This is a genomic window from Rheinheimera gaetbuli, assembly GCF_054781935.1.
In genome coordinates this window covers 46,189-66,530 of sequence record NZ_BAAGTL010000007.1, presented here as the reverse complement: position 1 = coordinate 66,530, position 20,342 = coordinate 46,189, and the positions used below count along the sequence as shown (strand labels likewise).

Here is a 20,342-nt window from a genome sequence, read left to right as displayed (position 1 = left end):
TTTAAGCAGCGCTGCGGGCAAAAAAATGCTAGCGTATTCAAATATGTTATCAGTGATATCTTTATGCCCGCCGCACCGCAATCAAATAACGAGTTATTACAGCGCTGCCAAGCATTAGCAGGGCTAACGCTTGGGCAAATCGCAGCCATTGCCGGTATAACGGTACCGGCCAATCTACAACGTGATAAAGGCTGGGTAGGTCAGCTATTGGAGCATACTCTTGGCGCTACAGCTGGTTCAAAAGCACAACCAGATTTCCCCAACTTGGCTATCGAATTAAAAACCCTGCCTATCGATCAGTCAGGCAAGCCGCTGGAAAGTACCTATGTTTGCGTAGCTCCTTTAACCGGCGTGTCTGGCTTACAATGGCAAAGCTCTTGGGTTTGTCAGAAACTGCAGCATGTGCTGTGGGTGCCAATACTGGCAGAGCGGCAAATACCCTTGGCGCAGCGCATAGTAGGTACCGCTTTTTTGTGGCAACCAGATGCGACTCAACAGCAGTTGCTACAACAAGACTGGGAAGAACTGATGGAGCAAATCACACTGGGCGGTATAGCTGACATTCGCGGGGCACAAGGAAAAGTTCTGCAATTGCGGCCAAAAGCAGCTAACAGCAAGGCACTAACCGAGGCGGTAGGTGCGGCAGGTGAGCCAATACTCACCCTGCCAAGAGGCTTTTATCTTAAAGCCAGTTTCACCGCTGACATTCTTAAGCAGCAATTTGCATCAGGTTAATGACTGTATTTCTCAAACAGCCTGTTGTAAGCACCATTATCCCGCAACTGTTGTAATGCCTTATTGAACTGCTGAACTTGCTCCTCTTGCACCGACGCTTTAGAAAACATCACAAATACATCAGAACTACCCAAGCTAATGCTGTGTGGCTGAATGTACTTATCCAAACCTTTGCGCCTTAGAATAGAGGCTCCAACAAAACTATCCTCCAGTAAACCATCAATTTCTTCATCCAGTAAGCGCGCCATATTTAGCTCACTGATAATGGCACCGACAAATTTACCGCGCAGTGCCTCATCAGCATACAAGCTGGCCACTTCGTCACCATAGTAGTATTCGTTTACGATGCCGACTTTGTGCCCGGCTGATAAAAAGGCTTTCAAATCAGCAGAGGGTAGCGCTGAATCGTCTTCACGGACATACAGCTGGAAACGCTCCTGGCGGTAAGGCTCTGAAAAATATGCGAACTCTTTACGCTCATCGGTCTGCGATGCGCCTAGTACAAAATCTACTTCACCGTTTTTTAGTAGCGTAAGCAACTCAAGCCAACTTCCTTGAACCACATTAAGCCGACAACTCATTAGATCTGCTACCGCTTTAACTAATTCAACATCCAAGCCTGTCGGTGTGTTACCTACTGTCATATATTGATACGGCTCCCAGGCATCCATTCCCAATGTCATTTCACAGGAAGGCGCAGCATCGGCAACGGGCTCGGTGGCAGTAACGGCATCGGCTTCGATTGCAGGCCTACAGCCGACGAATAAAACTATAGCGACAACTATCAGCAACTTGTACATTTTCATATGACACCTCAAGGCGTTATAAGCATGCTACAAGCGTAGTGCATAAAATTCTGCATTGCCGCTTTCCTGCGACAAAGTGCGCAAAGATATATTTACACTATGGTAAACAGTGGCTAATTGCCGTCATTATTATGTCTTTTCGGTGCGCCAAACAGCAATCCCGGTAACTGCATAACCGACTCCAGTCTCAGTACCTCGGACAACATTTTGCGCCACTCATAAAATGTAATAGTTAAAGGATTGTCTGAATTAAAATCTTCAGTAATACCGTAACGACAAGGCTCGTCTTCGCGCTCAGCAACGAAGGTGCCAAACAATCGATCCCAAATTATCAATACTCCAGCAAAATTCCGGTCGATATACAGAGGGTTGCAGGCATGATGTACCCGATGATGTGATGGCGTGTTAAACAGCCATTCCAGCCAGCCCAGTTTTTTTACCGCCTGGGTGTGAACAAAAAACTGAAACGCCAGATTAAGTGCCACAACGGCAAACACTAGAGAGGGAGTAAAACCCAGCAGGATCATCGGTGTCCAGAATAACCACATACCTGACAACGGATAAGTAAGGCTTTGCCGCAGTGCAGTGCTGAAATTCATCTGTCGCGAACTGTGATGTGCCATATGCGAGGCCCACAACCAACGAATATGATGTGACGCACGATGGAACCAGTAATAAAGAAAATCCTGCAGTAAAAACGCCAAGGCAATGGCTGGCACAGTTAATTCAAGGTCAAACAGGCGGAACTGATGCAACCAGAAAAAAAAAGGCATTAACAGCAACAGTGCCAGCATATCACTACCCTGGTGCAGTAAAGCCAGCACTGCGTTAGCCAAAGTATCTCGCCAGCGATACAACCCGCTAGCTGACTTGTAGGAGCGATACCACTCAAAAGCTATAAAACCGATAAAAACCGGACTTAATGCCAGCAAGATAAGTTCGACCGGTAGCATGTGTAGTTTCCTGCTTACAGCGTAGTTAAGCTGATAGTACTGCAAAGTATCTGGCTGTACCAGTGCTGGCAGTCCGTATTATCGCCATTGAACTCATACAAACTAATGGTGTTCTCCACCATGAAAAAAGGCGCCCATAGGCGCCTTAAAACAATGTCCCGACTAATATCGGGTAAGAAACTCTGCCCGGGTGCGGGCATCGTCTTTAAAAATCCCCCCCAGTGCTGTGGTCTGCGTTTTCGAGTTAACGTCCATAACACCGCGTGATTTCACACAGTAGTGCACGGCTTCCATCGTCACTGCCACATTTTTTGTTTGTAGCAGGGTTTGCAATGCTATAAGTATCTGTTGCGTCAGCCGTTCTTGTACCTGTGGCCGCTGCGCAAAAAAACGCACTATGCGATTAATTTTCGACAGGCCGATAATGCGTTTTTCCGGAATATAGGCCACAGTTGCACTACCGTCGATAGTGACAAAGTGATGCTCACAGGTGCTGGTAAAGCTGATATCCTTTACCTTCACCATTTCCTTTACCTGCATTTTATTGTCAATCAATGCAATTTTCGGAAAATTAGCGTAGTTCAACCCCCCAAAAACTTCATCAACATACATTTTGGCAATACGATGTGGCGTCTCGCTTAAACTGTCATCAGTTAAATCAAGCCCCAGCGTACTCACGACCTGAGTCATCAAGGCACTGATTTTGTCGTATTTCTGATCACGCGACAAGCCATTATCCAGCATAGGCGTTTCCAGCCCCTGCGCTTCCAGCGCACTGCGTACTAAAATTGCTTCTTCTGCTAACATAACTCTATCCAGACCGGCTTCGGAAACCAGTATACGAAGTATCAAAGCCGATAGTTTACGGGGAAAGTCATTTTTTTGCCATTTCTGTGTCATTATGCCGCATGACAAGACCGCATACGGCAACTGAGTAGTAGCGGCTTACTATTGCACCAGAGACAACGCTTCAAGCAGTTCGCGCGGTTCCACTTCAGGACCGTTCAAACTTTGGTCCCAATTAGTGCCAATTAATACGCCATCGTCATACATTTCTTTTAACCAGCCTTCGCAAAATACATCCAGTGGAATGGCTTCAGGCTTGTACACCGCCCACTCTTCAGAACAGTGTGCTTTGGCTGACGCTTCATCAGACCAAAATGGCATGACATCGGTATCTTCAAACTCTACTGATTCAACCACCAGCAAATCTTCACCGTCGGCCAGCACATATACCACACCGTTGGTTTTGGCTTCTTCAACAAAACGTTGAAAACTTGGATCTTGCGCAAACTGACTCATATTGATTTCCATCCGGCTAAAAATATTGTCCGCTATTAGACCAGAAAGCAGGGCGCAAAAGCGAGTTTTATCTCGTTAGCAGCCTACTGTCTTTCCCTGCGGCAAAAAAATGACGTACAATTTGCCGCACTGTTACAGCTAACGAGACCAGACAACATCATGGCGCAATATATATATTCGATGTACCGCGTGTCGAAGGTGGTTCCACCTAAACGCACTATTTTAAAAGACATTTCTTTGTCGTTTTTTCCTGGTGCCAAAATTGGCGTATTGGGTTTAAACGGTTCAGGTAAGTCTACCCTACTTCGCATTATGGCTGGGGTAGATAAAGAATTTGAAGGTGAAGCCAAACCACTGGCTGGCACAAAAATTGGTTATCTACCGCAAGAGCCAGTCCTTGATACCAGCAAAACCGTGCGTGAAATTGTTGAAGAAGCCGTAAGCGATGTTAAAAATGCGCTGACCCGACTCGATGCAGTGTACGCTGCCTATGCCGAAGAAAACGCCGACTTTGATGCCCTGGCTCGCGAGCAAGGCGAGTTAGAAGCATTAATTCAGGCTAAAGAAGGTCACAATCTGGATAACACTCTGGAGCGTGCCGCTGATGCACTGCGTTTGCCGCCATGGGATGCCAAAATTGAGCATCTATCCGGTGGAGAACGCCGCCGAGTCGCTATTTGTCGCTTATTGCTGGAACGGCCAGATATGTTGTTGCTGGACGAACCCACCAACCACCTTGATGCTGAATCTGTTGCCTGGTTAGAGCGCTTCCTGCACGATTACCCAGGCACCGTGGTCGCCATTACCCACGACCGTTATTTCCTCGATAACGTTGCAGGCTGGATTTTAGAACTGGACCGTGGTTACGGTATTCCGTGGGAAGGCAACTACTCTTCCTGGCTGGAACAAAAAGATGCACGACTGCAACAGGAAGAAAAAGCCGAAAACGCCCGTCAACGTTCTATCAAGCAAGAATTGGAGTGGGTTCGCACTAACCCCAAAGGCCGCCATGCGAAGAGCAAGGCACGGATGGCACGCTTTGAAGAACTGCAAAGCCAGGAGTTTCAAAAACGTAACGAAACCAACGAGCTGTTTATTCCACCAGGCCCGCGCTTGGGCGATAAGGTGCTGGAAGTTAACCATCTGCGTAAATCCTTTGGCAATCGGATGTTGATTGACGATTTAAGCTTCAGCATTCCTAAAGGCGCTATTGTTGGCATTATCGGCCCGAACGGTGCCGGTAAATCTACCTTATTTAAAATGATCAGCGGTACAGAACAAGCCGACTCGGGTGATATCAGTGTTGGTGATACTGTACAGCTGGCCAGTGTAGATCAGTTCCGCGACAGCATGAATCCGAAAAACACTGTGTGGCAGGAAATCTCCAACGGACAGGATATGCTGCAAATCGGTAATTTTCAGATCCCAAGCCGCGCTTATGTTGGCCGTTTTAACTTTAAAGGTAACGATCAACAGAAGTTTATCGGCGAGTTATCTGGTGGTGAGCGCAATCGGGTGCATTTAGCTGCACTGCTCAAAGCTGGTGGCAACATGCTGTTACTGGATGAACCAACCAACGACCTTGACGTAGAAACTCTGCGTGCATTAGAAAACGCTTTGTTAGATTTCCCTGGCTGCGCCATGGTGATCTCGCACGACCGCTGGTTCCTTGACCGTATCGCCACGCATATTCTGGACTACCGCGACGAGGGTAAAGTGAATTTCTTCGAAGGTAACTACTCTGATTATGAAACCTGGCTAAAAGCGACCTACGGTGCTGAAGCATTGCAACCACACCGCATAAAATATAAGAAAATCTAAGTTACCAAAACGCCCGCACATGCGGGCGTTTTTCATTTTGCCATCTGGGAATCAAGCACGGCATTCTGTGTGCTGTAGTAGTAATCTTAACGCATCATTCAACATTAATTTTTTAACCAATTAATAGTGAGATTTGCCACTAAACGTTTTCCATTCATAGTGGCTGCGTCATGTGATTTTATCTTAAATAAAAATAAAACCTTTAATATCAATAAATTAAATTTAATTTTAAAAATGGCACACGACTTGAATTGGTATTGGCGTAATCAACACAACAGCCATGAAGGATCTACCATGAAAACTTTGTCAGCTTTAACTATTGCTACTCTATTTGCCGTATCTATTTCTGCGCCAGTAAGCGCTAACACTATTGCTGAATCGCTGACGGCGGTTGTCACTAACCAACTGAGTGAAGTTAGCGACAACATCAAGCTGCAGACTAAACAGGCATTGGAAAATACCGTAAGTGAATTGCTTTTTAACTACGGCAGCCAACAAGCAGAACAGGCAATAAATCAGTCCGTAGTCCAAGCCAGCTCTTCTGTAGCGGTAACCGAACAAACCACTGAGCAACAGCAGTAAGGTCAGACATATGCATTACGCAGTAGCGCTTATCGCGGTTTTTTGCGATAAGCGTCTGTCAGTTACTGCTCAGACCACACTGCCAGCTCGTTACCATGCGGGTCTGTAAAATGAAAACGACGCCCACCCGGAAAATTAAATGCAGGCTTTACGACTATACCGCCTGCAGCTTCAATAGTTGCTTGTGTTTTGAGTAAATGTTTACTGTACAAAACAATCAACGCAGCACCTTCCACGGTTACTGAACGTTTATCACTACGATAAAAGCCCCCATCCAGCCCTGAGTTAGCAAATGCCACATAATCTGGCCCATAGTCAGCAAATACCCAACCAAACACCTGACTGTAAAACTGTTTAATCATTTTCAGGTCGCTGGCTGGCAGTTCAATATAATTAATTTTTTCTTGCCCACTCATCACACCGCTCCTTGCCCACCCTTAGAACAGTTACTGTACTGTATGGCACTGAACGCGACAAGCGACAGAAAAAGAAAAGCAGCATAGCTTGAGTAAGTTGTCACTTCGTTATATGCTACCAAAGTTGCGAAATATTCTCATTTACACTTTGGAGTAAAAAATGAAACACCTGTTATCAGCAGCATTTATTAGCGTCATCTTGTTAAGCACTTTTCAGATCCAGGCTGATGACAAGCCTGATCATTTCAAGGGTAAGCCCTCTGACACCCTGGAACAGGCTGTTGCTAATTTCAGTGAATATAATCAGAAGTTAAAAACCGTGCTGGCCGGTGAGCTAACACCGCTGGCAATAGCAGAAATTCATGAACTGACTTACACCATAGAGGTGGCGCTGGAGAAAATCCATGCTGAAACTGCTAAATTAAAAGACGTACTGGAAGAAGTTCATGTTGCCTCTGAGCACATGGACACTGCTACAGCTAAAGCACGAGGCGATGTCTTCATCAATACAGCTCAAACGCTGGTTAAGTAACACTGTAGCCATTATCAGAAAACTAAAAACCGCAGCAAACTGCGGTTTTTTATATACTGCTTTGTGTTATACGAACAGGCTTAGCCTTTTAACACTGTCGCCACTGATTTAGCAAAGTAGTCAATATTACTGTGGTTTAGTCCTGCAATACTAACGCGGCTGGAGTCTACCATGTAGACACTGAATTCGTTACGTAAGCGGCTGATTTGCTCCTTGTTAATACCCAAAAAGCTGAACATTCCGTGTTGGCGCGTAATAAAGCTAAAATCCTGCTGTACACCCTCGCCTGCCAATTTATCAATAATTAGCTGACGGTAGCTATTGATACGGTTACGCATTTCGGCCAGCTCTTCATGCCACAGACTGGTTAGCTCGTTACTGTCCAGAATATTTGCGACGATAATGGCACCGTGCGCCGGTGGCATAGAATAAATACTGCGCACCACGCTTAATAAATTTACTCTGGCAACATCAGTGACTTTACTGTCAGCCGCGACAATGGATACCGCACCGATACGCTCGCGGTACAGGCCAAAGTTCTTTGAGCACGAGCTGCACAGGATCATCTCTTCGACATTATCAGCCAGATGGCGCAAACCTTTGGCATCTTCATCCAGGCCTGAGCCAAAACCCTGATAAGCCATATCGACTAATGGCGTAAAACCACGCTCTTTAGCGACATCAGTAAAACGCTGCCACTGGGCAAAGGTTAAATCCATGCCGCTGGGGTTGTGACAGCACGCATGCACCAATACTACATCGCCGGCGGGCACTGTCGCCAAATCAGCGAACATTGCCTCTTCGTTCAGGCCCTTGGTAGTGTAATCGTAGTAGGTATATTCTTTTACGTTCAGGCCAGCAGCCTTGAACATTGAAATATGGTTCGCCCAGGTCGGACTGGTTACCCAAATAGTCGCATTTGGGTTAGCTTTTTTAATAAACTCGGCTGCTACACGCAGGGCGCCGGTACCGCCAGGTGTATGCGCAGTCGTCACACGATTGGCAAGCAATACTTTGTGCGCTTTACCAAACGCCAGCTTTTCAATATGGCTGTTAAAGCCTAAATCGCCTGCCATACCAATATAAGTTTTGCTGTCTTCCTGCTTCAGGCGCAGCGCTTCAGCTTCTTTTACGCACTTCAGTACTGCCGTGTGGCCCTGCTCGTCTTTATATACCCCTACACCCAAATCAACTTTGTTCGGGTTAGGGTCTTCTTTGTACGCTGCCATCAAGCCTAAAATCGGATCGGTGGCCACCGGTTGTAACTGAGCAAACATAATGTTCTACCTGAGTTTAAGTTGCATGAAAAGGCTGCGCTTAAGGCAAGTACGCCGGTATGGTTAAACATACCGCTACCAGCAATGCCAGTGCATCCGCAGTAAATACGTTTTTATTAAAATCTTCTGCGTCGACAATACCGACTATTTTGCCTGATTGGTCAAACAGAGGCAAACAGGCTTCGGCCTGTACTTTAGGATCGCAGGTGTAATATTCACCACCTGTGCCCAAATACGCTGCCACGTCGTTTATGACTTTAGCTTTACCGCTTAAACCCACGGTACTGTTATTGCTGATTTTGGCAAATTCGCTGTTAAGTGGAAACTCCGCCCGCGACGCTGCGCCATAATAGGCCAGCTTAACCAACACCTGCTCACCCGATGTATTGAGCCTTGTCTGGTAAATACCAAACCAGTCCAGTCCGGATTTAGTGCGGTAAAACGCGGCAATATTAGTTAATTGCGCCAGCAAACGCTGATTGTTTGCGCTTTGGCCACCTAAAATAGCGCTTAAGTCATAAGGCTCGTCGGCTAATTGACCAAACAGCGAGCAGGCGCCGCCGTCGCCTAACTCCGGCACTTTATATTGCCATTGCACTTGTGGTTCCGCCGTAGCTGCAAGGTAAGCCTGTAATTCCGCTTGCAGTTGTTGTACTTTTTCAGCAAAGCTTGCCACATCACCGGTGCTTAGCGCTAAACCGGTACGTTCAATATATTCCGCTACAGAAACAGCATCTCGTGACATTATAGCCATCCAGATTTCTAAAATTGACGAGCATTTTACCAGAAGCGCTTAAAAAGCCAAGCCAGCAGCACACAAGTTAAGGAAATTGTTGCCGCCGCTATTGTGGATGTTTAAGCTGACAGCACTGTAAAGTGAGCGAAGTAAAGTAAGCGAAGCAAATTATGGCAGGTAATAAGATTTCTCTGGCCGATTGGCAGGCCAAAATGAACCCGGCCGCAACCACAACAGCGGTAAAAAACGACCCTAATCTGGTATACAGCACTGAGAGCGGCAAAATAAGTGCAAAACCCGCAACCAAACCGCAGCCGGAAGCATTTACCGATGGCGCAGTACGTATAAGGCGTGAAACCAAAGGCCGTGGCGGCAAGGCTGTGCTTACCATTAGCGGTATTGCCAAGCCACATGACGAGCTGGTACTGCTGGCGACAAAGCTGAAAAAGAAGTGCGCTTGTGGCGGCGCGGTTAAAGAGGGCGTAATTGAAATTCAGGGTGATAAGCGCGAACTGGTAGAGCAACTATTGCAAGCCGAAGGCTTTAAAACCAAATGGGCCGGTGGCTGATTGATGGAAAACTGCCGGTTCATTATCTCTCAACGAGAAGAGAACCGGCTTGCTCTAAGCTAACCGTTGAAGCCCCGGACGGGCTGAGACGAGCCCCCAGGGATGGGTTTACGGCGTGTTAGCGTGAGCAAACCGGTTCGAGTCCGGAGCACTAAACGTTATGCTACTTTACCGCTTCGCGGTTATACGGCTGACCAACAGCGCCATTAAAAAAGCTGTCTTTTAGCCAGTATGGCCGCTGCTCGGTGTTAGCCACATCCAGCGCAATATTAAAGTTAATATCAGCAAAAACGGCACCAAAGTCATAGCGGATAGCACCATAGTCTTTAATTAAACTGGGGATATCATCCGACGGTTTATGGTAGTGCTTAGCAAAAAAGCTGGCCCAAATTTTACCGCCATCCTGTTTCGGATCCTGCGATTTAAAGCCGGTCATTAAAAACACCGCCGGTACGCCTTTTTTTACCAGGGTATAGTGATCTGAGCGGGTAAAAATAGCCTGCTCCGGCATGGGATCAGCACTTAGTGCTATTCCCTCTTTGGCAGCAGCCTGTTCAACCACTTTACCCAGTGATGAATGATTAGCCCCAAAAGCAATCATATCGGCAAACGGATACAGCAATACCGGCATATCCAGATTTACGTTGGCGACTAGCTTATCAATCGGCCGCGTTGGGTTATGAGCAAAATAGTCTGCGCCCAACAGGCCCTTTTCTTCACCGGTTACTACCACAAACAAAATAGAGCGCTTGGGTTTTTCTGGCAGTTGCGCAAACAAGCGCGCCGTTTCCAGCAGTATCGCCACGCCGGCAGCGTTATCCATAGCGCCGTTGTTTATCTTATCGTCGCTGCGTAAATCGTTGCTGTAACCAATGTGGTCAGAATGCGCCGTTATGACCACGTATTCATCTTTCAACAACGGATCAGAACCTTCCAGCACGGCAACAACATTGGGGCTGCTGATATCTTCATGGCTGCTGTCTCGGCTTAAAGTAGCCGATACTCCAAGCTCAAAGCCAACCGGGTTTTGCTTATTATCGACCTGACTAAAAATGTCAGCCAGTGACAAATGGGCTTTGCTGAATAACGCGGCAGCAGCCTCATGGTGCACATAGGCGCCGACTTTTAAATCCGGATAGCTGTCGGCTGGCGTACCGTCTGGTTGCAGCCATTCCATCGACGGCGTATTTAAATACAATAAGCGGGTAGCATAAGGCCGCACTTTTTCCTGCTTTGGTGTATGCACGGTAATAATGCCCACTGCACCACGCTCTGCTGCCAGCCGGGTTTTCTGGCTGCTTAAATGCGCGGCCTCTTCGCTGGGTAAGCTATCCGGCCTGCCGGTTAACAACACCACAATCTTGCCTGCTACGTCCAGCCCGGCATAATCATCCAAACCAAACTCTTTTGAAACCAGACCATAGCCGGCAAACACCAGCGGCGCTGTAACCTTAGTCTGGGCAAACTGTAAGCTTGGACCGGTGAAAAAGGCCTTTGGATAGCTAAACTCAGTATTTTTGTCATCGACATGCAGGGTAAACCTGGCGCTGTCCTGCGCCAACCGCGCTTTGCGCAGCGGCACCTGCTGCAGATAGCTACCGTTATCACCGGCAGGCTGCAAGCCCAATGCCTGCAGCTGTGTAGCAATATATAACGAGGCAATCTCATGCTCTTTGCTACCAGTATCGCGCCCGGCTAAAGCATCCGCGGCCAGAAACTGCATATGTGCTTCAATCGCCTGGGCATTAGCTGCAACACCAAATGCACTGGGTGCAGTCTTTAAAACCGCGGGACCACCGCTGGCACAACTTACTATGGCAGTTAAAGCAAAGGTGCCTAATATGACGTTAATTTTCATTGTTTTTCCTTATAAACAGCAGTGCCCGCGTATAGCTGGCACTGCCATTACTGCAAAAGCTTAACCTTGGTTTATCCGCTGCTGATATTTATTATGCAATTGCTTGTGGCGATTGTTTAAATCAACAGCGCGACCGTCGATCCACAGATGCGTGATCTTATGGCCGAGATAATCGAAAATATCACCTTCTGACACCACCAGACTGGCAGCTTTGCCTACTTCAATGCTACCGATTTTATCGGCAACACCGGCAATTTGCGCAGCATTAATGGTAACAGAGCGAAGTGCCTGTTCCGGCGTTAAGCCGTAGCTGATGGCCTGACCAGCAGCGAATACCAGGTTGCGCGTGTCCCAAAAGCCATCCAGTGACAACGCATACTGCACGCCAGCATCTTGTAGAGTTTTTGGTACCGTAAAAGCCTGACTGTAGTTTTCATCTACCCGCGTCGGCAAGCCGTAGGGTGCGGTATAAATAACAGCCACGTTAGCCGCCGCCAGCTCGTCCGCCATCCGCCAGCTGTCACGCCCACCAACGATAGTCAGCTTCAGTTGATACTGATTGGCCAATAACATCGCCTGACGAATTTGCCGTTCATCATCGGCATGCACAAACAATGGCCGCTTACCGTCAAATACCACAAGCATTTGGTGCCAGCGTGAGTCAACACCACGGTTTAACCCCGCTTTTTCAGCATCATAGTAAGCCTTAGCGTCTTTAAAATGCTGCTGCAACGCCTCTAGCTGGCGGGTATTGGCTTTGCGAATCTCATCGGCTGGTTTCGGGTTCCAACGCGACCCCAAAGTGCTGGCGTTAGGCCAGCGCACATGCAGGCCAGTACCATCTGCGACAACCGCATCCTGATAGTTCCAGGCATCTAACTGCATCAGGCTCGATTGCCCCATCAACATACTGCCAGAGGGATACACCATGCTGTAAGCAAAGCCGTTACTGCGGATCGTCGGGATGACTTCTGAGTCGGCGTTGTAAGCAATTTTGGCTCTAATATCTGGATTAGTTTGGGTTACCTCTGTTGAATCGTCAGTTGAGCGTACGGCTTCAATTTCAATTAAACCCAGCTGATTAGCCAGTGCAATCAAACCAGGGTAAAGGTGCTTGCCATCCAGTGCTAATACGGTCGCGTCTTGTGGCGCGGCCAGGTCTTTGCCTACAGCGGCAATTTTGCCGTCGACAATTAACACATCGCTGTCGGTTTTAACGCCGTCAGTGACAGTGTGTACCGTAAGGCCGGTTAATAATAGCGGCGTAGTTTGGGCTGTGCCCGGCACTATATCGTGTGCAATGGCGGTGGTAGCGCTCAGGTTGGCGGCTAAGGCAGCCAACAGGCTTAAACAGGTTTTGCTAAATTTCATGCTGCAGCTCCTTAGTGGCTATGGTTGTGGTTATGGGCACGGCCATGGATATGGCTACCGATATGCCACCAGTCGCCCTGATCTTCACAGTGCCACTCGGGTTCATCCTGCTTGTAGGCGTCTTTGTCACCGGCTTTGGCCGCTGCAGGGGCATTAAGCAGCTTTTGAATCAGCGCGACTTTTTCCGCCTCCAGCTGTTGGCGTAATTGCTTGTCGGTATTAATGTCAAAGTACTTGGTGCCGGCAATCCAGGTTTGTTGCGCCTGGCTGTACACGGATAGTGGATGAGTATTCCACAGCACAAAATCAGCTTGTTTACCCGCCTTAATAGAGCCTGTTACGCCATCTATTTTTAACTGCATAGCGGGATTAATGGTTACCATCTTCAATGCTTCATGCTGGTCCATTGCGCAGTACATCACTGATTTAGCCGCTTCCTGGTTTAGCCGGCGTTGCAAGCCAGCATCATCTGAATTAATGCTAACATTAACTCCCTGCTCAGCCATCAGGCAGGCATTAGTGGGGATAGCATCTTGCACTTCCATTTTAAACGCCCACCAATCAGCAAAGGTTGATGCGCTAGCGCCGTGCGCAGCCATTTCTTTAGCCGTTTTGTAGCCCTCAAGAATGTGAGTAAAGGTGGTGATATTAAACCCCATTTCTTCAGCCAGCTCGATCAGCATCAGGATCTCTGATGCGACATAGGAGTGAGTATGAATAAAGCGTTGTTTATCCAGGATCTCTACCAATGCCTGCAAACGGTAATCAATGCGTGGCGGCGCTACCTGCTCGCGCTGGCGTTTAGATAACGTGTTATAAGCTGCCAGATTAGCTTTGTATTCTTTAGCGGCTTGAAACGCATCGCGAATGGTGGTTTCAACGCCGATACGGGTTTGCGGGTAACGCTCTGTAAACTCATCCCCCCAGTTTGACTGTTTAACGTTTTCACCCAGCGCAAACTTAATGCTTGGCGGTGCCGCCTGCATTTTCAGCCCTTCTGCGCTTTCGCCCCAGCGAAATTGAATAACCTGTGCCTGGCCGCCAATCGGGTTGGCGCTGCCGTGCAATAGTTGTGCAGTAGTGGTACCGCCGGCTAAACCGCGATACAGGTTAATATCTTCCGGATTTAACACATCACCAATACGCACTTCTGAAGTTACCGCATCAGTACCCTCGTTTACGCCGGCCTCTATTGCGACATGCGAGTGCTCGTCAATCATACCCGGTGTCAGGTGCATACCACTGGCGTCAATCACGTCGAAGCCTCGCGGAGTCGTCAGGTTTTTACCAATTTTGTCAAACTTACCGTTGCGTACAATAACATCAGTATTTTCCAGCACACCGTCTTTTTCAGCTGTCCACACTGTGGCATTTTTAATATGTACATTCTGCTGTTGTGCCAGCGCCGGTAAACCGTAAGCGCGATTGGGAAAGGTTAACTGCGATAATAGTGTCAGGTCGTTCGTCTCGGTTTTCGCATCAGCTTTGTTATCGGCCAAGGGCTGACGCTGTGCAACAACGGTCTCGCTAACGCCGGCTAGCTGCCACTTACCGCTTAACTGATTGTCCAGCAATTGGCCACTAAATTGCGCGACTTGTTTGTCACCGGTTAACTCTGACAGATTGAGGTTAAATTGCAGCTGTTGTTGCAGGCTGTGCACATGCTTTAGCTTTACGCCTTTAGCATCAGCACTGCCGCCAAGCACAACCGCGGTGCCACTAAGCTTATCGGCATTGCCTTTCAAGCTGATTTTAAGCACTTTTCCGGCTAACGTTAACTGGTAATCACCGGCAAATTCAACCGGCGCAATGGCTTTAATGTTATGTTGCTGGCCGCGCGCCCAGGTGGCAACAATTTCACCATCAGTAAACAAGTCACCACTAACTAAAACTAAATCAGCCTGATACCCGGGTGCTATTTTACCCAGCTTATCTGCTACACCGGCAATAGACGCTGGCACTGTCGTTAATGCGGCAAGCGCAGCATCAACAGGTAAACCATGTTTTACCGCCTTGCGCAGATTGGGCCAAAAATCTTTTTTCTCTTTTAACTTAAAGGTTGTCAAAGCAAAAGGCACACCAACCCTGGCTAGCTCTGCAGCATTGGCAGGCGCCCGTTCCCAATGACGTAAGTCAGCCAGATTCACATCAAGTTGATCAGCAACCTGTTCAACTTCAGGTGCAGCAGGAAAGTTCAGCGGTAAAATCAGTTTGCGTTGCATTGCTTTGACGTCTTTCAGCCTGACGTACTCAAAGCCCGAGCCGACCATCGCAGCATTATCCAATTTAAATTCGTTCAGCAAATGATGGGCCCGCAGCAATGATCTGTCATCAGTCGTTTCAAATACCACTCCGGTTTGATTAACGTTTGTCAGGCTTTGCAGCGCAGCGTTAAACTCAACCGGCGCGTCAAAATAACGTACATCGGTTTTGCCGTAGGCTTGGTTATACCAGGTAGCATCGCTTAGCGTTTGGCGGATTAACGCCATACTACCCATCAGTGATGACGGATAACTCTGTTTTGATGTGCCTTTACTAAACGCCATAAACTGTGGGCCATTGGCATTCAACACCACATCGTTGGCGATACCATCGGCTAACGAGCTAACAAAGGCCCGGCCGCGAAAAATGCCGTCAAACCTGGCAGACTGCACCGCGGTAAAACCAAGTTTTCGCAGCTCATCAGCTGATTTGGCATCAGGTTTAAATTGCGTAACCCATTCTAATTCAGCATGAATAGCAGCATTGCTGGCATTGCCCCCTTTGCGCTCGTTTTTGTATTGCGGCGCATCGCGGTAACTGCCTGGTTTTGCTGGCTTAGCCGCTGCAATACCATATTGGGTATAGGGGTCAATAAAACCGGGGTACAGAGTATAGCGGCTGGCGTCAATTTGCTGATAGCCGGCTGGCACAACAACATCAGTTCCCACTGCGCTAATGCGGTCATTAGTAATTAACACCACGGCATTTTGCAGTATTTTACCGGGTTCGGTATAAACAGTTGCCCCGGTTAACGCAATTAAGTTAGGTGTTTTGTCGACAATTCCCTGTATGGGGGAAGTTTGATCGGCATGGCTGCTTACACAAAGCGTTAACAACGCTGAGCTTAGCAACGACAGGCGGGCTTGGGTCATATAATGTTCCTGGATTAACTATTAATGTTGTAGCTCAGGCGGCTCAACTCCTGCTCAGCCAGCGGCACGCTGAAGTAGTAGCCCTGAACCTGGTAGCAAGCATTTTTTCTTAGAAACTCTACCTGTTCAGCTGTTTCTACCCCTTCGGCAACGACACGCAAGTTCATCTTTTGCGCCATAGCGATAATCGCAGCAACAATATCCATGTCGTTACGATCATCCGGGATGTCTTTAACAAATGAGCGGTCTATTTTCAACTCGTCTACCGGAAAACGCTTTAGATAACTAAGCGACGAATAGCCTGTACCAAAGTCGTCGATAGATAAAGACACTCCAAGGCGTTTTAACTGATTTAACTGACTGATAGCCGCATCAGTGTCTCCCATTAGCATACTTTCTGTAATTTCAAAAATGATACTGGCCGGATCAGCGCCGGTTCGTTGCAAAATACGCTCAACGATTTCCGGCAGGTTGTCATCACGAAACTGTCGAACTGACAAGTTAATTGACAAAGTAACATTATAGCCACGGGCTTGTTGTCGGGATAAAAACCGGCAAGCTTCCCAGATAATCCATTCACCTATTTGTACAATCAGGCCGGTACTTTCGGCAACACTGATAAACCGCAATGGTGGGACCAGGGTGTTATCCGGACGCAGCCAGCGCAGTAGTGTTTCATATCCCACAATACTGTTATCACGCAGGTCTATCTTTGGCTGGTAGTACAATAAAAATTGATGATCCCGAATGGCTTCACGCAGTTGGTTTTCAATTAGCAGGCGCTCATTAGCCGCTTCATTTAAATCCGGGCTGAAAAAATGAAAGGTATTTTTACCGCGGGCTTTGGCTTCATACATCGCCAAATCAGCATGTTTTAGCAATAACTCCTCTTCTGAGGCGTCTTCCGGCGCGACTGTAATCCCAATACTGGCACTGATAGACACTTCGTGGTTACCCAGTTTTACCGCTGCTGCAAAAGCTTGCTGTAAATTTGCCGCAATACTGGATGCCTGAGCCCTATCCTTTATACCACTTAGAATTACTGCAAACTCGTCCCCCCCCAGGCGCGCTATCGTATCTTCTTCGCGCAAGCGACTGGTTAGACGACGCGATACTTCTTTTAATAACTCATCACCGGCATCATGGCCTAGAGTGTCGTTAATACGCTTAAATTCATCTAAATCAAAATACAACAAAGCAAAGCTATAATAGCCTCTGTGCGACATAGCTATGGCTTTACGCAGTTGGTCTCGAAAGTAGCTACGGTTGGCCAAGCCGGTTAACACGTCGTAATAAGCCAGTTGTTCCATTTTCTTCTGGCTTTGCTTAATAAAAGAAATATCCTGCATCGCACATACATAGTTGGTGACATCACCTTTATCATCACGGATAGGTGCAATAGCAAGCGACACCCAAAGCTGACGGTCTTTGTACTGCAGCAACATGTCACCGCGCCAGTGCTGACGTTCAGCCAGTGTTTGCGCAATCACTTCAGCAACATGAAACATCTCTTGGGCAAACAGGTTATGCAGAGGTTGCTGTTGTAACTGCTCGGCACTACACCCCATCATTTCTATCAAAAATGGATTGGCATATTCAATATTTAGCATAGCATCAGTCAGCACAATACCTGAGCTGGAAAAAGATACAGCCTTACTAAGCTTGCGAGCCGAGCGCTCTGCAAGCTCCTTTTCTTCAATACGCGCATTTAGCCCGGATACCAACTCAGAAATCTCGCCGGACATCCGGCCAAACGCCTGATTTAGCATGCCAATTTCATCAGATGTATAATCAAGCTGCGCCGGTTCCAGCTCACCGCGTGACAGCCTGGGAATAGCTGCAGACAACCGGTTCAGCCGTTTTAATATTAAGTGGTAAACAACCAGTTGCAGCGCCAAGGCAATTAGCAAGGCTGCTGCAACAAAACTAAGCAACAGTTTGTAACGAAAACTCACTAACGACGCCATGATCTTACTGTTGTCGGTATAAACACCAATATACCAATCCAACCTATCCACCGCCGCCGCTGCAACCAGATGCCCGGGCAAACGCTGAGTGCTGATTTTGCGGTTATCAGTCGCGGCGACAACCTGACGTATGTAGTGCTCTAACTCAGGCTGATTGAGACTAACGCCCTGAAAACGGGCATTCATTGCTATAGTTTGCTCGGTAAGCGGTGCCTGCGGTTTAAGTAGAGTACCGGTGGCATCAAACAAGAAAATTTTGCTCTGATAATTGTTTTCGGATAGCTCGGGTAAGATGTCGAGAATATCGCTCAACACATAATCAGTACCTGTTACACCAACAAACTTATCATTGATATATACAGGGATCACCAGGCTGGTCATCCATTTTTGCCAGATACTGTCGTAATATACCGGTGTCCAGCGTGGCTGCCTGGCGGGGTTTTGTTCAGGTGTCGCTATATGATAAAAAATATCGTTCGAAAAGTCATGCCCGCTGTCAACCTGCAGTGCCCAATCTCCAGGCGAGATGCGAATGAAGTGCTCTGCGGAAATAAAATAGAAATTAAAGAAATCTTGTAATATCAGCGGTGACAATTGCTGCCACAATACCCCGGTGCGCTCAAACAACGCTGCAGTTCGCCTGTTGTAGCGCTCAGCATTTATAAAAGCAGCAGAATAATCATCCTGCATTCTTACACTATTGTCAGGTTTAATTGTAAGTCGCTCAGCAGACTGCAGTTCCTGCTGAGCCAGTGCCCGCATAACTATTTGATTTGCCGCTATAGCTTTTTGCTCTTTATGCAAAAAATTATCGCTGAGTAATTTAGCGTTTTGCGTTGCCTGCTGGCGCAAGAACTGTTGCTGTTGGCTAAACACGATATCTTGCTGCTGCCAGCTGACCAGGTAACCCACCGCCATACCAGCAACGACGATAGCAAGAAATACAACCAGGGCAAATTTGCGGCCAAGTGAGTCCATCCCAACGGGTTTATTAAAAATAACGTCCTTCACCTGCTCTGCCTGTTATAAGAAAACGCTTAGTTATTGGCAAGATACTGCTTTCTGTTAAGATACTACTTAACCATTATTGCATGTAAATTCAGCAAAAGAGAACGCCACGATGAAAAAACCATTAATTTCAGTTCTATTAATAGGCGCTATTAGCTCGTCAGCCTATGCCGGCAGTGCCTTTACCGATGCTAAAGACAGTGTGACCTACCGCCAGGCAGCATTTCAGCTCATTCGACATAATATGGCAGATATCGCTGACATGTTAAAAGGTGAAGTAAATTACGATGCTAACCGTGTTACGCAGCGAGCAACTGCACTTGCGACCTTAACCACACTGCCGTGGCAGGCTTTTTCGGTGCCGGGTACAGAGCAAGGTGGTGGTGATGCCAAAGCTGAGATCTGGCAAAATCTGCAGGACTTTAACAGCCGTGGTGAGAAGCTAGCCACGGATGCGCTGGCATTAAAAGCGGCTGCCGACAGCGGTGAACAAGCAAAAGTTCGCAAAGCCTTTGGTGATTTTGCCCGCAACTGTAAAGCTTGTCACGACGACTACAAAAACTGACCTTTAATGGCGCTGTGCTATAGCAGCGCCATTAACTTACTGCCCTGCCAGTAATACAACAGCACTAACAACGCCACAAACAACAGAAAAAACCAACCGCTGTGTCGCAGGTTTACGGCTTGCTGTGCTACTTTATCCTTACCGGTAAAAAGTGCCGTCAACACATTATGCACCCGCACACTGTGCCACAATGCTGCTACAACATGCACCGCTATAGCAGATAATAATATATTGATATTTATTTTGTGAATATCTGACGCCACTTCTACCCAACTGGCAGGCAACCAGGCTACCAGCGGACCGTCACTCATATAACTGTTATCAAATGTCGCCAGCCCGGTAAGTAATTGCAGCAACACCAATGCAAGCAGCAGTATGATCATATAAAACGATGCCGGATTATGGCCGGTAACGGCATAGGGCTTACGAAAATAGCGTACTGCAGCGGTGGGTGTTGCTGCAAAGCGGGCAAACCTGGCGCTGTCACTGCCGACAAAACCCCAGACAATGCGTGCAATAACCAACGCAAGTAACGTATATGCCAACAACTGGTGCTGTGCGGTTAAGCCTTCTTCGCCGGTATACCACAAACCAGCAATCAACAGTAGCTGACTCCAGTGAAAAAACCGTACGGCCAGATCCCATACTTTTACTTTATGTGACATTGAGTTTTGTCTCCGTTATGCTAAGTTTTTGATTTTATACCAGAG

General features: G+C 47.5%; 18 protein-coding genes. 6 read left to right on the top strand and 12 right to left on the bottom strand.

Features of this window, described 5'->3' with window-relative positions; translation table 11 throughout:
* Positions 1–63: 63 nt before the first annotated feature.
* Positions 64–735, top strand: coding sequence for a DNA mismatch repair endonuclease MutH (gene mutH, locus ACYVIC_RS06845; protein ID WP_460858486.1), 672 nt, complete (start codon positions 64–66; stop codon positions 733–735).
* On the opposite strand, the gene ACYVIC_RS06840 is transcribed toward mutH, so the two are convergent.
* The 4 genes from ACYVIC_RS06840 to ACYVIC_RS06825 form a co-directional block, all read right to left on the bottom strand.
* Positions 732–1,541, bottom strand: a complete 810-nt coding sequence (locus ACYVIC_RS06840) for a substrate-binding periplasmic protein (protein ID WP_460858485.1) — start codon at positions 1,539–1,541, stop codon at positions 732–734. The genes mutH and ACYVIC_RS06840 overlap by 4 nt on opposite strands.
* Before the next feature lie 113 nt (positions 1,542–1,654).
* Complete coding sequence (locus ACYVIC_RS06835; RefSeq protein WP_460858484.1) at positions 1,655–2,494, bottom strand: sterol desaturase family protein; 840 nt, start codon at positions 2,492–2,494, stop codon at positions 1,655–1,657.
* 162 nt (positions 2,495–2,656) lie between these two features.
* Positions 2,657–3,301 (bottom strand): GTP cyclohydrolase I FolE, encoded by a 645-nt coding sequence (gene folE / locus ACYVIC_RS06830; RefSeq protein ID WP_460858483.1) that lies wholly within the window; start codon positions 3,299–3,301, stop codon positions 2,657–2,659.
* 141 nt (positions 3,302–3,442) lie between these two features.
* Positions 3,443–3,796, bottom strand: a complete 354-nt coding sequence (locus tag ACYVIC_RS06825; protein ID WP_460858481.1) for a DUF2750 domain-containing protein — start codon at positions 3,794–3,796, stop codon at positions 3,443–3,445.
* Positions 3,797–3,955: 159 nt separating this feature from the next.
* Between ACYVIC_RS06825 and ettA the strand changes: the two genes are divergently transcribed.
* Together ettA and ACYVIC_RS06815 are read left to right on the top strand one after the other, a co-directional pair.
* Entirely contained in the window at positions 3,956–5,617 is a 1,662-nt protein-coding gene (ettA, locus tag ACYVIC_RS06820) for an energy-dependent translational throttle protein EttA (protein WP_460858479.1), read from the top strand.
* A gap of 294 nt (positions 5,618–5,911) precedes the next feature.
* The gene (locus ACYVIC_RS06815) at positions 5,912–6,199 is read left to right on the top strand and encodes a hypothetical protein (protein ID WP_460858477.1); all 288 of its coding nucleotides are present in this window, start codon (positions 5,912–5,914) and stop codon (positions 6,197–6,199) included.
* Between the two features lie 62 nt (positions 6,200–6,261).
* On the opposite strand, the gene ACYVIC_RS06810 is transcribed toward ACYVIC_RS06815, so the two are convergent.
* Positions 6,262–6,615 carry a VOC family protein gene (locus ACYVIC_RS06810; protein WP_460858476.1) on the bottom strand — a complete coding sequence of 118 codons (354 nt, stop codon included), beginning with the start codon at positions 6,613–6,615 and terminating at the stop codon, positions 6,262–6,264.
* A 160-nt stretch (positions 6,616–6,775) separates the two neighbouring features.
* Between ACYVIC_RS06810 and ACYVIC_RS06805 the strand changes: the two genes are divergently transcribed.
* Positions 6,776–7,147 carry a DUF6746 family protein gene (locus tag ACYVIC_RS06805; protein ID WP_460858474.1) on the top strand — a complete coding sequence of 124 codons (372 nt, stop codon included), beginning with the start codon at positions 6,776–6,778 and terminating at the stop codon, positions 7,145–7,147.
* A gap of 80 nt (positions 7,148–7,227) precedes the next feature.
* On the opposite strand, the gene ACYVIC_RS06800 is transcribed toward ACYVIC_RS06805, so the two are convergent.
* Together ACYVIC_RS06800 and ACYVIC_RS06795 are read right to left on the bottom strand one after the other, a co-directional pair.
* Positions 7,228–8,424, bottom strand: coding sequence for an amino acid aminotransferase (locus tag ACYVIC_RS06800; RefSeq protein WP_460858473.1), 1,197 nt, complete (start codon positions 8,422–8,424; stop codon positions 7,228–7,230).
* A 40-nt stretch (positions 8,425–8,464) separates the two neighbouring features.
* Positions 8,465–9,169 carry a GAF domain-containing protein gene (locus tag ACYVIC_RS06795; protein ID WP_460858471.1) on the bottom strand — a complete coding sequence of 235 codons (705 nt, stop codon included), beginning with the start codon at positions 9,167–9,169 and terminating at the stop codon, positions 8,465–8,467.
* 161 nt (positions 9,170–9,330) lie between these two features.
* Here ACYVIC_RS06795 and ACYVIC_RS06790 point away from each other — a divergent pair, with 161 nt between their 5' ends.
* Entirely contained in the window at positions 9,331–9,729 is a 399-nt protein-coding gene (locus tag ACYVIC_RS06790) for an SUI1 family translation initiation factor (protein ID WP_460858470.1), read from the top strand.
* 163 nt (positions 9,730–9,892) lie between these two features.
* On the opposite strand, the gene ACYVIC_RS06785 is transcribed toward ACYVIC_RS06790, so the two are convergent.
* From ACYVIC_RS06785 to ACYVIC_RS06770, 4 genes are read right to left on the bottom strand one after another with little or no spacing between them, the layout of a single operon-like run.
* Complete coding sequence (locus ACYVIC_RS06785) at positions 9,893–11,587, bottom strand: M28 family metallopeptidase (protein ID WP_460858468.1); 1,695 nt, start codon at positions 11,585–11,587, stop codon at positions 9,893–9,895.
* A 60-nt stretch (positions 11,588–11,647) separates the two neighbouring features.
* Positions 11,648–12,958, bottom strand: a complete 1,311-nt coding sequence (locus ACYVIC_RS06780; RefSeq protein ID WP_460858467.1) for an amidohydrolase family protein — start codon at positions 12,956–12,958, stop codon at positions 11,648–11,650.
* Positions 12,959–12,969: 11 nt separating this feature from the next.
* On the bottom strand, positions 12,970–16,092 hold the full coding sequence (locus ACYVIC_RS06775; protein WP_460858465.1) for an amidohydrolase family protein: 3,123 nt from the start codon (positions 16,090–16,092) through the stop codon (positions 12,970–12,972).
* A 14-nt stretch (positions 16,093–16,106) separates the two neighbouring features.
* A complete protein-coding gene (locus ACYVIC_RS06770) occupies positions 16,107–19,070 on the bottom strand; it encodes a bifunctional diguanylate cyclase/phosphodiesterase (RefSeq protein ID WP_460858464.1) in 2,964 nt (987 codons plus the stop codon).
* 109 nt (positions 19,071–19,179) lie between these two features.
* Between ACYVIC_RS06770 and ACYVIC_RS06765 the strand changes: the two genes are divergently transcribed.
* Complete coding sequence (locus ACYVIC_RS06765; RefSeq protein WP_460858462.1) at positions 19,180–19,632, top strand: c-type cytochrome; 453 nt, start codon at positions 19,180–19,182, stop codon at positions 19,630–19,632.
* Positions 19,633–19,649: 17 nt separating this feature from the next.
* Here ACYVIC_RS06765 and ACYVIC_RS06760 read toward each other — a convergent pair whose 3' ends face one another.
* The gene (locus tag ACYVIC_RS06760; protein WP_460858460.1) at positions 19,650–20,297 is read right to left on the bottom strand and encodes a cytochrome b/b6 domain-containing protein; all 648 of its coding nucleotides are present in this window, start codon (positions 20,295–20,297) and stop codon (positions 19,650–19,652) included.
* Between the last annotated feature and the right edge of the window lie 45 nt (positions 20,298–20,342).